Source organism: Paenibacillus massiliensis subsp. panacisoli DSM 21345, assembly GCF_000426545.1.
Taxonomy (GTDB): domain Bacteria; phylum Bacillota; class Bacilli; order Paenibacillales; family Paenibacillaceae; genus Paenibacillus; species Paenibacillus panacisoli.
Genome location: NZ_AUFO01000001.1, coordinates 545,286 through 558,311 on the forward strand (window position 1 = coordinate 545,286; position 13,026 = coordinate 558,311).

Genomic DNA, 13,026 nt, shown 5'->3' on the forward strand with positions numbered 1-13,026 from the left:
CTCTCAGTGACGTTCTTCAAGGAATGTATGATCAAAGTAAGCTTTGAAATTCGGATATAGCTGCACAAGGTGGTCTTGCAGACTACTGCGCTCAGCCACGAGCTCGTCCAGACCGAACAGAATTTCATGCTCAATCTCATAGATCGCACACTCATCTTCATTCGGAGCTGCGCTCAGATCTATACAGCGAATCTTGCCATATTCGGCATCCCAGGCGAATGGTAGATACCCAAGCTTGCAGAGGACAGGATTGTACATATTTCTAATGTCACCCAGCGGGTCATCAACACCTTGAGAGGGAACGACGTCAAAGTAATGATGATAAGTGGAAATAAACGCCTGATACCACTCAGGAAAGGTCAAGCCAAACTCATGCTCCAATTGTGCAATATCCTCCCGGGTAACCATGGAAGTTATCATCCTCCATCTCGTCCAGTCCTGCTCAGAAGAAATGGTAGCATTCTCGACCTTCATCTCGTCTGGAACATCAGGGTGCATCCAGCGGCAAAAGTCATCCTCTATCATATAATTGTAGCGCTCGTAGTAGGCTTCAAGTCCTTGCTTGATGTAGCTACGAATGTTCAAATGTTCCATGCTGAAAGCTCCTTCTTATCCTCATTCCAAAGTCATTTTACAGGAACGTGTGTTCTTTGTGTATTCTAATACATTATTATCCATATGTCCAGAGCTGCTCCGCGCTGCCTGACAGTTTTGCCATTCGATGAGCGTCATGTCGCTTCCAGCCGCACGTTGCCACTGCCGAAGCGTCGCTCGAATTTCCCAGCCTTTACCTACAATGAACAAGGCTTGTGTGGCTCGGTGTGTTGTCATGCCCCTCAACTCCTTCCCTCTATGATCTGCTATAATGAGATCATATGTAGGTTGAGAGAATGATATACGCGTAAGCTACAAATTCGATTAGTGGCTAATAATAGGTGAATGACAGATTTTTTTGTTGTTTTTTTTGTTATTTAAGGTTTGTTAACAATAAAGGCTCTTCTAAGAGCCTAGCTTAATCATTAAGGAGGCATACTAATCAGATGAAGTCCCAACAGACAAGCTCCAATCACCCAACCAATTCCAATAATTCAGGCTCCAGCTCAATCAGCTCCAACCCGACTAGCACTGACTCGATCAGTACTAACTCATCTAATGTGAACTCGTCCAACGCAACCCGGTCTAACACGAACCTGGACAGTCTCAATCCAGCCCACGCCAGCGTAGTGTACTCGAATCCGAAGCTGGAAGAGAGCTTTATATCCACTGAGCCTGTATTTCAAGGCAAAATCATATCACTGCAGGTGGATACTGTTAGGCTACCGAATGGTAGCTCGGCTACACGTGAAGTGGTGAAGCATCCAGGAGCTGTTGCTGTACTCGCCCTGCATCAAGGGAAGCTACTGGTCGTCGATCAATATAGACAGCCGTTGGGGCGCTGCGAGGTAGAGATTCCTGCAGGCAAGCTCGATCCCGGCGAGGACCCGCTGGAAGCGGCAGGAAGGGAGCTGCGTGAGGAGACGGGCTATACGTCCACCAGCCTGCGACTGCTCCAGTCGTTCTATACCTCACCAGGCTTTGCTGATGAGATTATCCACCTCTATGTCACAGAAGATCTTCAGCCAGGACAGATGTCACCAGATGAGGATGAGTTCCTGGAGGTATCCGAGATTACGTTGGAGGAAGCCTTGACGTGGATTAAGGAAGGGCGTATCAGTGATGCCAAGACCATCATGGCGGTGTATGCTTGGCAGTTGCGCATGCTGACAGGGAGCTTCTCTTAACTACAGGAAGAGGCGAAATTTAGTAATGAATAAAAATGATAAAGTAACCGTAACCGGGCTGCAGACGATCTATGCTGATCTTCACATTCATATCGGTCGTACCGAACGGGGTATTCCGGTCAAGATTAGCGGCAGTCGAGACCTTACCTTTGCCAATATTGCACACGAAGCTTCTGAGCGGAAAGGCATCCAGCTCACTGGCGTCATTGACTGCCACTCTCCGGCTGTTCAGATGGATATACACAATAGCCTGGATAAGGGGGACATGTCTGAGCTACCTGGTGGGGGAATTGCTTACAGGAATACAGTTATTCTGCTGGGCACTGAGATGGAGATTCGAGAGGCCGGACGCCCAGAGGCGCATGTGCTTGCTTATTTTCCTACCCTTGTGATCATGGAGGACTTCACCGACTGGATGAGCCGCCATATGAAAAATGTAAATCTCAGCTCTCAACGCATCTACGCTCCACCAAAGGAGATTCAGCAGGAGGTCATCGGACGCGGAGGGCTGTTCATTCCTGCCCATATTTTCACCCCTCATAAGGGGATATATGGAAGTTCTGCTGAGCGAATGGCTGAGATTCTGGATCTGGAGCAGATCCATGCCGTAGAACTGGGACTGTCCGCGGATACGGCTATGGCCGGGATGATTTCGGAGCTGGACCGTTATGCATTTCTCACGAACTCGGACGCTCATTCGCTTGGGAAGATCGGTCGGGAATACAACGAGCTGCTGCTTCGTGAGCCGAGCTTCGAGGAATTTCGCCTGGCCTTGCAAGGGTATGAAGGAAGAGCGATTGTGGCCAATTACGGGCTGAATCCGCGACTCGGAAAATATCACCGGACCTGCTGCACTGCTTGTGGGACGATGGCAGACCATACGGGTGACTTGAGCTCTTGCTGTACGACATGCGGCAAGAAGAAGCTCGTCCGGGGTGTCTGGGACCGCATTGTGAGCATTGCGGATCAGGAGCAACCACAGAATCAGAAATCCTTCGCCCGTCCTCCTTATCGGTACCAGGTGCCGCTAGAATTCATTCCAGGTCTTGGAAAGGCGAAGCTCGCAAAGCTCCTGACAGCATTCGGAACAGAAATGAATATATTGCATGCCGCAGACGAAGCCTCACTGGCTGACGTGGCGGGAGCGGATGTAGCCGAGAAGATCGTGAAGGCTCGCGAGGGACGGCTTCAGGTCGTAGACGGTGGTGGAGGTACCTACGGCAAGATCGCTGCTGGCCCCGGTAAATGAAAGAGTTCATGGATTAAATAACAAGAGTCATAGGCTACCCTGCTTGTTCATATTTTAGAATAAGCAGACGAAAGGGGCCAGGTAGCCGATGCAACGGATGATCCAATCTTTCCGGGAACGAATGACGTTCTATATCTTCTTTGCCGTCTTATTTTTGGTAGGAGTCGTATTTGGGGCACTCATGGTAAATGCCTTGTCGCTGGAGCAGCAGCAGGATCTGGGTAGATATCTGAATAATTTCTTTATTACGGTGAATCAGATGTCTGGCTCTGGCACCGCAGCAACGATTGCTTCCTTCTGGGATATCGTCGCTCTTCATTTGAAATGGGTAGCGATCATATGGGTATGCGGCCTGTCTGTAATTGGGCTGCCGGGTATTCTAGTGTTGAATTTTCTGAAGGGAGCCTTGATCGGCTTCTCTGTCGGATTTCTGGTGGGGCAGTATTCATGGAAGGGATTACTGTTTGCCTTGGTATCTATAGCACCACATAATCTGCTGGTCATTCCTGCATTGCTGGTATGCAGCGTAGCAGCTATGAACTTTTCAATTCAGATGATTAAAGATAGCGTGTTTATGCCAGGCAGATCGAATGGATTTTTGCGCCCCTTCACATCGTATTCGCTGGTAACAGCCTCCATGATCGTATTGCTCATCGGAAGTGCCTGCTTCGAGACCTGGGTGACCCCGGTGATGATGCAATGGACCACGCCAATGCTGACCGCTTTGTTGAAGATTTGAGTGTGCGCAAAGTGTTTGACTTTATTTGAATTTTCCCCCTATAATAGTAGAAGTGAAAATTGGGCAGTGCGCACAAAATCTCTGAGGGGGAGGGAGACAATGGAAGCGCGGATCGACAAGATTAAACAACAATTGCAATCGCAGGGCTACAAGTTAACGCCTCAGCGGGAAGCCACAGTAAGAGTATTGCTTGAGAATGAAGAAGACCATCTGAGTGCGGAAGATGTATTCATGCTCGTCAAAGAAAAAGCTCCTGAAATCGGTCTGGCAACCGTATACCGTACCCTTGAACTACTAAGCGAGCTGCATGTAGTTGAGAAGATCAATTTTGGTGACGGCGTTGCGCGCTATGATTTGCGTGGCGATACCTCCAAGCATCATCACCATCATTTGATTTGTGTACAGTGTGGAAGTATGGATGAGATCAGGGAAGATTGGCTGGGGCCGTTGGAGGAGCGTCTGGAGCGTGAATTCAATTTCTCAGTTCTGGATCACCGACTTGATTTCCATGGCATCTGCTATCGCTGTAAAAGCAAGAATGACAAGCAGGATGGAACTGACTAATCCGACTTATTCAGGTAGACAACAGAATTGTATGAGTATTCGATTGCTTAAGACTCAAGAAACTGAAGAGCCAAGCTCTCACCGATATTTCGGGAGAGCTTTTTTGCTGCCCATGTAGACTGCCTGCCAGAAGCGGCACGCCCTTTCATAACCTGATTTGATTGATCATATAGTGTAGTGATAGCCTGTATTCGCGCATGCCGTGAAGAAGGAAGCCATTGCCTAGGGGGCTGTGAAAATGATATTGTCTATTAGGAGGGCCTGCAGAACGCTGGCACTGCTCTGTGTATTCTGCTGTCTGACGCTTGTACTCTATTTGGCGCTGCAGTGGATAAGCGACTGGATCTCACCAGTCGATCATTACAGAATTCCGGAAGGAAATGCGATCAAGGTGTTCATTGATGAACTGCCAGCCAAGGAAGAGCCGTCTCCATTGTCGGAACGACTTCGCTTCTTCTACTGGTATGGGGAGTAGAGTAGCCACTGGCTACGGCATGAATTTTCGGGCAAGGAGCGTTAAATGATTGTATGAAGCAATATATACAGCCTTTCATCCATTATCTGGTGGAGGATAAAGGAGTATCTGCAGCTACACGGGAAGCTTACCAGCATGATGTGGAATCGTTCCTGTCCTATATAGACAAGCAGGGAATTGAGGAGCCGGACGACGTACGGCGGCTGCATCTGACGGCCTACTTGAATGGGTTGAAGAAGGACAAGGCGTCTGCCACTGTGGCCCGCAGCTTAATCGCAATTCGTGCCTTCTTTCATTTTTTGATCAGGGAAGGTGTCACCCTACAGGACCCTACTGTCCTGCTGGAGGCGCCCAAGAAGGAGAAGAAGGTACCGGTCGTCCTGACAACTGAGGATATGGAGAAGCTGCTGGAGACGCCGAACATCTCCTCAGCACAAGGACTACGGGACAGAGCTATGCTGGAGCTATTGTATGCCACGGGTATGCGCGTATCCGAGCTGGTAGGGTTGAACGTCAATGATGTACATTTGGAGCTACGTTATGTGCATTGTACCGACTCCAAGGGGAATGAACGAATCATTCCGGTCAGCCGGGAGGCCTGTCTATGGCTTGAACGCTATCTGGACAAGCATAATCTAGGCACAGAGCCTGATACGAGCGGGCGCGATACACACAGACCCCTGTTCATCAACGCAGCAGGGGGACGCTTAAGCCGTCAGGGTCTATGGAAAATACTCAAGAAGCATGCAGCTCTAATCGGGATGGAGGACAAGCTTACCCCGCATACCCTGCGTCATTCGTTCGCGATGCATCTGGTCCATAACGGAGCTGATCTGCGAGCTGTGCAGGATCTTCTGGGTCATGCTGATGTATCCACGACACGGATGTATGCTCATACGTCCAAGGGGAACATGAAGGATATCTATGAGAAATTTCATCCGCGGGCCGGTAAATCATCCACGGCTTCACCAGATTCGGCGCATGTCGGGGATACCAAGACCTAGACAAAGCTCTTGGTATCTTGGCTCGAAACTGATTTCATGTTGAATTGGACCCGACTGATCTGGTCAAGGTGCTGGTCACAGGTTCAGATTTCGCTTCCGCGAAAGGAACGTCTAGCCTTTGAAGCGCTTCGTTCTATCTAAAACAATAACAGCATAAGGAGAGATACATATGTCTACAATTAATCAAGCAGCCATCCAAGAAGCAGCGGCGTATATTCGTCAGCACAGCAACAACATCAATCCTGAAATCGGCCTCATCCTGGGCTCAGGTCTGGGAGTACTGGCAGATCTAATTGAGGATGGCATTAGCATTCCTTACCATGACATTCCGCATTTCCCGGTGTCCACAGTAGAAGGACATGCTGGTGAGCTTCTGCTCGGCACCGTAGGGGGCCGCAAAGTGATGATGATGAAGGGCAGATTCCATCTGTACGAAGGCTACAAGCCAGAGCTCACGACCTTCCCTGTCCGTGTCATGAAGGAATTGGGCGTCAAGAGCATGCTTGTCACCAATGCCGCTGGCGGCGTGAATACGTCCTATGAAGCTGGAGACCTGATGGTCATTAGTGACCATCTGAACATGACAGGTACCAATCCGCTGATGGGGCCAAATGATAATGCCTTGGGTGTGCGCTTCCCGGATATGTCTGAGGCGTACAGCAAAAGATTGCGCGCGGTAGCTCATGAAGTAGCGCAGGAACAAGGTGTAAAGCTGCAGGAGGGTGTATATGCAGGACTACTGGGGCCGAACTACGAGACGCCTGCAGAGATCGTAATGCTGCGCACACTCGGTTCTGATGCCGTGGGAATGTCCACTGTGTCAGAGGTAATCGTGGCACGTCATGCTGGCCTGGAAGTGCTGGGCTTCTCCTGTATTACGAATATGGCAGCGGGAATTCTTGACCAGCCGTTGGACCATAGCGAGGTCATGGAGACCGCTGATCGGGTCCGTGAGAAGTTCCTGAAGCTGGTACTTGGAATTATCCCGAAGATGTAATTGCAGCCTAATACAATAGTTGAACATAGATACACGAAGGTGTCCTACAGGTGCTTGTTCCTGCCGGGGCACCTTTTCTTTTTTGTGCGTGGTACTGGAATAATTTTCACAAGTTCTGCCGACAATGGTTAGCAGCACCCGTATGAGCAGACAGAGACCAGATTCTGTGCAGCTCACGGGTTATGTCCAGAGGAGGGAACCGAAGTGAAGAAGTTAGGAATATCGCTCATGTTGTCCGCTGCCATTGGTCTGTCTACACTGAATCCGGCAGTGCTTGCAGTTGATTCCCGGGAGAATGTGACTTCAGCAGTAGAACTGGCACCTGGCGCAGGCTCAGCTATTCTGATGGATGCTGACACAGGGACTGTCATCTACGAGAAGAATAGTCATGCCAAGCTACCCCCGGCGAGCATTACCAAGATCATGACGATGCTGCTGACGATGGAGGCGCTGCACGATGGACGCCTGAAGCTGACGGATAAGGTGCGGACGAGCGAATACGCTGCTTCGATGGGAGGCTCGCAAATCTTCCTGGAGCCTGGCGAGGAGATGACTGTCGATGAGATGCTGAAAGGCATTGCGATGGCTTCCGGTAATGATGCATCTGTGGCCATGGCCGAGAAGATCGCAGGCTCGGAGCAGGCCTTTGTGGCGAAGATGAATGAGAAGGCGCAGCAATTGGGCCTGAAGGATACTAAATTTGCGAATTGCAATGGACTTCCTTCTGCTGAGCATTATTCATCTGCGCATGATATCGCCGTCATGAGCCGTGAGCTATTGAAGTATCCGCAGATTACCAAATACACGGGGGCATATCAGGATTATTTGCGCAAGACGTCCGAGAAGCCCTTCTGGCTCGTCAACACGAATAAGCTCGTGAGATTCTATACGGGTGCAGACGGTCTGAAGACGGGCTACACCTCGGAGGCAAAATTCTGCCTCTCGGCTACAGCCGTGAAGGATGGCCTGCGTGTCATAGCTGTGGTGCTGGGCGAACCGAATACGAAGACACGCAACAGTGAGGTTGCATCCATGTTCGACTACGCCTTCACGCAATATACAATGAAATCAATCGTCAAGAGTGGCGAAGTCATCGGTACACTACCGATTGAGAAGGGCACGCAATCCTCCTTGCAGATCCGTGCAGACAAGCCGTATAGTGTGCTCGTCAAACGAGACGGCACAGCGGAAGGAATACGTCATGAGGTGCAGCTTCAAGAACATCTAAAGGCACCTGTTCACAAAGGTCAGACGATCGGTAAGCTGGTCGTATATCAGAAGGACAAAGTACTAAAGGAATTCGAGATCTATTCGGATACGGATGTTCAGAAGGCGAATTGGTGGCAGCTATTCAAGCGCACTACTTCTGAGCTGTTCTCGTAGTCCTCATTTGAGACTTTCAGAACAATCGGTCTCATACGAATTGAATCGTCAGGTGTCTTTAGCAGCTGCAACGGACCTCTTGTAGATCGCTGTTGTTCTATGCGGATTCGTCGATTGATGGGTATCGGGGTAGGAACATTACGGTCCCGTGTAGATTTTCGCCGCAGTGTTGTTGATTTCTCGGAGTTTTCTTCTAGTTTTGTCGGCATGCAGGATTCCCCTTCTAAAGTGGAGAAATCCTTGTCCTAAGACAGGGAGGAGAGTGAACAAGCATGGATTTGCAGTTGCATATGGAGCACCATCGCAGTGTGTTAATCGTTCGTTTATCAGGTGAGCTCGATCACCATACGGCAGATCAGGTACGTGTTCAGATGGATGAAGCGATTATGCGGCAGCAGTGTGAGCATGTCGTGTTGAATTTACAGCACCTTCAATTCATGGACAGCTCCGGGCTGGGTGTCATTCTGGGCCGTTACAAGCTGCTCAAGCAGAAGGGTGGCAAAATGGCCATCTGTGAAGCGAATACTGCGGTGTATCGCTTGCTGGAGATGTCGGGACTGTTCAAAATCATGCCCTGCTATGAGAAGGAAGACAATGCGCTTACAGAAATGGAGGTGGTGTCATGATGGAGGCTCAGGGAAATAATTTCATGACACTGCAATTTGCTGCCCGCTCCGAGAATGAAGCCTTTGCCCGCGTCACGGTGGCGGCTTTTGTATCCCAGCTGGACCCGACCATGGATGAGCTGAGCGACCTGAAGACGGTCGTATCGGAAGCTGTGACGAACAGCATTATCCATGGCTACAACAGCAATCCTGAAGGGATAGTGACAATCAAGGCAGCGATTGATAGCGACGTGGTAACCATCATCATTGAGGATTCGGGATTAGGCATTGAGGATCTGGAGTTAGCACAGCAACCACTCTACACATCGAAGCCAGAGCTTGAGCGTTCTGGTATGGGGTTCACGATCATGGAGAACTTCATGGATGAATTTGAGGTCGTCAGTCAGCCAGGCACAGGAACCACGATCCGTATGAAGAAAAGGATTGAATCTAAGAAAGCCTTGTATAATTAGGGGTTGGACCTATGGATGCTGAAATGAAGCGTGGTGCGCAAACTTATCTGGATGATGCGGAAGTCAAGCGTCTGATTGCTCTCAGTCAGGCAGGAGATCATACGGCCCGAGATACACTCGTCAATTGCAACATCCGTCTCGTATGGTCTGTAGTACAAAGATTCATGAATCGCGGCTATGAGCCCGAGGATCTATTCCAGATCGGCTGTATCGGACTGCTCAAGTCCGTGGATAAGTTCGATTTGAGCTATGACGTGAAGTTCTCTACCTACGCGGTACCTATGATCATCGGGGAAATTCAACGCTTCCTGCGGGATGACGGGACCTTGAAGGTCAGTCGTTCATTGAAGGAAATGGCCAATAAAGTCCGTAAAAAGCGGGACGAGCTCTCCAAGGAGCTGAATCGGCTACCGACGATCAAGGAGGTCGCAGATGGCCTAGGCGTATCGCCGGAAGAGGTAGTATTCGCCCAGGAAGCCAACAAGCCGCCGAGCTCTATTCATGAGACTGTATTTGAGAATGATGGTGATCCAATCACCCTCATGGATCAGATTGCTGATGATTCTCAGGAGAAGTGGTTCGAGAAGCTGGCCCTCAACGAGGCCATTGGCGGACTTACCGAGCGAGAGAGGCTTATCGTCTATTTACGATACTACAGGGATCAGACCCAATCAGAGGTGGCAGCGCGTCTGGGCATCTCTCAGGTGCAGGTCTCCCGTCTGGAAAAAAAGATTCTGCAGTCCATCAAAGAGCAGATCGCACAATAAGCGTAGCTGAGACAAGTGCACTTTGGGTATACCCCTGTCGAGTCGACAAGGATATAGCCACTTAGGGTGCCTTGTCTTTTTTTGCGTAACGGGATAAAAAACGGGAAGCAATTCATACTATGACTACATCTCAAAATGTTGGGAGAGGGACAGCATGGAGAATTACAACGCGCCAACTGTCTATTTGCGCTTACGTACTCGTGTACAGGTATCACCCGGACAGCAGCTGCGGCTGGGGGACGTAGCGCAGCTATTAACCGACCCGCAATGGGAGAAGCCCTTACTGCAATTGACATTGAAGCGTCCTCAAGTGAATGAGGGCAACCTCATCCTGATTGACATCCTGCAGATTATTGCTGCTATTCGGCAAAAGCTGCCGGGCGCAGTGATTGAATCCATGGGGAAGTCGCATGTTCTGGTGGAGCTGGTGGAGAAGCCCCGTCAGCCTTCGAAAATACTGTTTGTTATCGTCTGGGTGCTGCTATTTTTCGGTTCGGCACTGACCATCATGAATTTTCATGCGGACGTCAGCATGCAGGCTGTACATGTTCGAATTGTAGAAATGATTACGGGGAAGAAGAATACGAATCCGCATGTATTCCAGATCGCCTATTCTATAGGCATTGGAGCAGGGATGATCGTGTTTTTCAACCATTTGTTCAAGAAAAAGTGGAACGAGGAGCCTACGCCGCTGGAGGTGGAAATGTTTTTGTACCAGCAGAACGTGGATCAGTATGTCGTAGCCGAGGAATATGAGCGCATTCATAAGCAGGATGCGGATACGTCATGATGATGACGCTTGTCAGCTGGGGACTCCAGCTGTTGCTTGGACTAGCCTCTGGTATAGCTATTGGCGGCGGAGTGGTGGCGCTCTTTATCGTACTGAACATTATCCCGCGTCTCGCCCAGCTCACAAGATCCTATGACAAGGCTCATTGGTACGAGGGTGTCATGGTGTTCGGCTCGGTTGCCGGTACGATCGGGGATTTCTGGAATCTGACGGGATATGCACCCGTCTGGGTAACATGGCTGCCGGGACTGTTCTGCGGGGTATTTGTCGGCATGCTGGCAGCTGCTTTGACAGAGGTCCTGAATGTGCTACCGATTTTGGCCAAGCGTATGAATATGATGCCATACATTTTTGGTTTATACATGGCTATGGTCATCGGCAAGGTATGTGGTTCGCTGTTCGATTGGTTCGTCTACTACCGATAAAGGTCAGACATATGGATTGATTTTGGAAAGGAGCATGATCGTGATGCGCAAAATGGGGCGAAGGGGACAGGAGGAGCATACCGACGAGCCTGTATTGGATGCTGATTATGTCGAGCACAAGCGTCAGCATGAGGAGGAAGAGGAACGAAAGAAAGAGAAGGAGACTTCGGCCAATGTCGAGGAATCCGTCATCTATTGGCAGGGACAGGATGATATATCCAGAAGCCTCAAGGAGAACAAAGAGACGCTGACCAAGGTGCTTGGACTCGGAGAGACATTTGATGTCGTATTTCGGGAGATGACATTTGGCGGGACACCGACTGGCATACTATTCATCAACGGGTTCGCCAAGGATAACATTCTGACCGAGATTCTGAAAAGACTAAGCTATCTGACGCCGGAGCAGGTATCCTCCCATGCGCTCCATTCCTATTTTGAATATTATATACCTCACATCCAGGTCACCAAGGAGCACAAGCTGTCGTCAGTCATTAACAGTGTTATGACGGGGATGAGCGCGATCTTCGTGGAAGGCGGGATGGCTGCAATCGTCCTCGATACACGCAGCTATCCAGCCAGAGGGCCAGAGGAGCCATCATTGGAGCGTGTCGTCCGCGGTGCGCGAGACGGCTTCACGGAGACCATGCTGACGAATGTAGCCTTGATCCGTAGACGTTTGCGTGATCCGGGTCTGAAGTTCGAGGTGATGCAGGTGGGGAGAAGGACGCGGACGGACGTGTGTATTGCGTATATCGACGATATTGTTGATAAAGTGATGGTCGATTCGATCCGCGAGAAGATCAAAAAGATTGATAATGATGGTATTCCACTTGCAGACAAGCAGCTGGAGGAGCTGATTATTAATAAAGGCTGGCATCCGTATCCGCTAGTGCGTTACTCGGAGAGACCAGATGCGGTAGCTTCGCATATTATGGAGGGGCGTGTAGTCATTCTCGTCGATACCTCGCCAAGTGCGATGATTATGCCGACCACGTTTTTTGATCTGTGTCAGCATGCAGAGGAGAATCGGCAGACACCATTTATGGGGAGCTATTTACGTTGGATTCGATTTGCGGGGATATTTGCCTCCTTGTTCCTGCTGCCATTGTGGATGCTGATGGTTATCTATCCTGAGGTGCGCATGCCAGGTCTTGAGTTTTTGGGACCTAACGAGAACAATACTCATATTCCACTAATTGCCCAGTTTCTGATGATTGAGTTTGGGGTGGACCTGCTACGTCTTGCTGCTGTACATACCCCGACACCGCTGGCGTCTGCGATGGGTCTGATTGCTGCCATTCTGGTCGGAGACATTGCGGTCAAGACGGGCATCTTCGTGAATGAAGTGGTACTGTATATGGCCGTGGCTGCGATCGGGATGTTCGCTACGCCAAGCTATGAGTTGGGTCTAGCCAACAGGCTGATTCGCCTCGTATTACTGGTACTGGTGGCGGTATTCAAGGTTAAAGGCTTCGTAGTAGGTGTTACCTTGATTCTGATCCTACTGATCACACACCGTTCGTATAATTCATCCTATATGTGGCCGTTCATTCCGTTCAATGCGAAGGCTATGGCGGAAATTATACTTCGTAGGCCGATGCTGACCTCCAGAGATCGTCCTTCCTTCAACAAGACACGGGATAGCTCGCGGATGCCGCCTCGTGAGCGTCGAAGAGAATAAGACGGCAAGTACAAACGATTTGCATAAAAATCCATACCCATTCATCGGATTTTTGCTATACTGGTGTAAATGTTTCGATGGAATGAGACAGGA

Annotated in this window: 16 protein-coding genes; 14 read left to right on the forward strand and 2 right to left on the reverse strand. The window is 49.8% G+C overall.

Translation table 11 applies throughout. The annotated features are described in order from the left end of the window. Positions 1-3: 3 nt before the first annotated feature. The gene (locus K331_RS0102425) at positions 4-594 is read right to left on the reverse strand and encodes an SMI1/KNR4 family protein (protein ID WP_084165310.1); all 591 of its coding nucleotides are present in this window, start codon (positions 592-594) and stop codon (positions 4-6) included. Positions 595-615: 21 nt separating this feature from the next. After that, positions 616-831 carry a Z-ring formation inhibitor MciZ gene (locus K331_RS0102430; RefSeq protein ID WP_028589040.1) on the reverse strand — a complete coding sequence of 72 codons (216 nt, stop codon included), beginning with the start codon at positions 829-831 and terminating at the stop codon, positions 616-618. Between the two features lie 392 nt (positions 832-1,223). On the opposite strand from K331_RS0102430, the gene K331_RS0102435 reads away from it, so the two are divergent. The 14 genes from K331_RS0102435 to K331_RS0102500 all read left to right on the forward strand — a co-directional run bounded on the left by K331_RS0102435 (position 1,224) and on the right by K331_RS0102500 (position 12,933). Next, the gene (locus K331_RS0102435; protein ID WP_208115161.1) at positions 1,224-1,781 is read left to right on the forward strand and encodes an NUDIX domain-containing protein; all 558 of its coding nucleotides are present in this window, start codon (positions 1,224-1,226) and stop codon (positions 1,779-1,781) included. 25 nt (positions 1,782-1,806) lie between these two features. Further along, positions 1,807-3,030 (forward strand): endonuclease Q family protein, encoded by a 1,224-nt coding sequence (locus tag K331_RS0102440; protein WP_028589042.1) that lies wholly within the window; start codon positions 1,807-1,809, stop codon positions 3,028-3,030. Positions 3,031-3,118: 88 nt separating this feature from the next. Beyond that, positions 3,119-3,769, forward strand: a complete 651-nt coding sequence (gene spoIIM / locus K331_RS0102445) for a stage II sporulation protein M (protein ID WP_028589043.1) — start codon at positions 3,119-3,121, stop codon at positions 3,767-3,769. Positions 3,770-3,868: 99 nt separating this feature from the next. Then, positions 3,869-4,333, forward strand: coding sequence for a ferric iron uptake transcriptional regulator (gene fur, locus K331_RS0102450; protein ID WP_018886301.1), 465 nt, complete (start codon positions 3,869-3,871; stop codon positions 4,331-4,333). Between the two features lie 238 nt (positions 4,334-4,571). Next, positions 4,572-4,808 carry a DUF4227 family protein gene (locus K331_RS0102455; protein WP_028589044.1) on the forward strand — a complete coding sequence of 79 codons (237 nt, stop codon included), beginning with the start codon at positions 4,572-4,574 and terminating at the stop codon, positions 4,806-4,808. A 53-nt stretch (positions 4,809-4,861) separates the two neighbouring features. After that, positions 4,862-5,812, forward strand: coding sequence for a site-specific tyrosine recombinase XerD (gene xerD, locus K331_RS0102460; protein WP_028589045.1), 951 nt, complete (start codon positions 4,862-4,864; stop codon positions 5,810-5,812). A 169-nt stretch (positions 5,813-5,981) separates the two neighbouring features. Further along, on the forward strand, positions 5,982-6,809 hold the full coding sequence (locus K331_RS0102465) for a purine-nucleoside phosphorylase (protein ID WP_028589046.1): 828 nt from the start codon (positions 5,982-5,984) through the stop codon (positions 6,807-6,809). Between the two features lie 204 nt (positions 6,810-7,013). After that, complete coding sequence (locus tag K331_RS0102470) at positions 7,014-8,192, forward strand: D-alanyl-D-alanine carboxypeptidase family protein (RefSeq protein ID WP_028589047.1); 1,179 nt, start codon at positions 7,014-7,016, stop codon at positions 8,190-8,192. A gap of 272 nt (positions 8,193-8,464) precedes the next feature. Continuing rightward, complete coding sequence (gene spoIIAA / locus K331_RS0102475; RefSeq protein ID WP_025678469.1) at positions 8,465-8,818, forward strand: anti-sigma F factor antagonist; 354 nt, start codon at positions 8,465-8,467, stop codon at positions 8,816-8,818. Continuing rightward, a complete protein-coding gene (gene spoIIAB / locus K331_RS0102480; protein WP_028589048.1) occupies positions 8,815-9,270 on the forward strand; it encodes an anti-sigma F factor in 456 nt (151 codons plus the stop codon). The genes spoIIAA and spoIIAB overlap by 4 nt, the downstream gene beginning before the upstream one ends. Before the next feature lie 11 nt (positions 9,271-9,281). Next, the gene (gene sigF / locus K331_RS0102485) at positions 9,282-10,037 is read left to right on the forward strand and encodes an RNA polymerase sporulation sigma factor SigF (RefSeq protein ID WP_018886294.1); all 756 of its coding nucleotides are present in this window, start codon (positions 9,282-9,284) and stop codon (positions 10,035-10,037) included. 154 nt (positions 10,038-10,191) lie between these two features. After that, positions 10,192-10,827 (forward strand): stage V sporulation protein AA, encoded by a 636-nt coding sequence (locus tag K331_RS0102490; RefSeq protein ID WP_018886293.1) that lies wholly within the window; start codon positions 10,192-10,194, stop codon positions 10,825-10,827. A 2-nt stretch (positions 10,828-10,829) separates the two neighbouring features. Continuing rightward, positions 10,830-11,252, forward strand: coding sequence for a stage V sporulation protein AB (locus K331_RS0102495; protein WP_028589049.1), 423 nt, complete (start codon positions 10,830-10,832; stop codon positions 11,250-11,252). A 43-nt stretch (positions 11,253-11,295) separates the two neighbouring features. After that, positions 11,296-12,933 (forward strand): spore germination protein, encoded by a 1,638-nt coding sequence (locus tag K331_RS0102500; RefSeq protein ID WP_028589050.1) that lies wholly within the window; start codon positions 11,296-11,298, stop codon positions 12,931-12,933. Positions 12,934-13,026 lie beyond the last annotated feature (93 nt).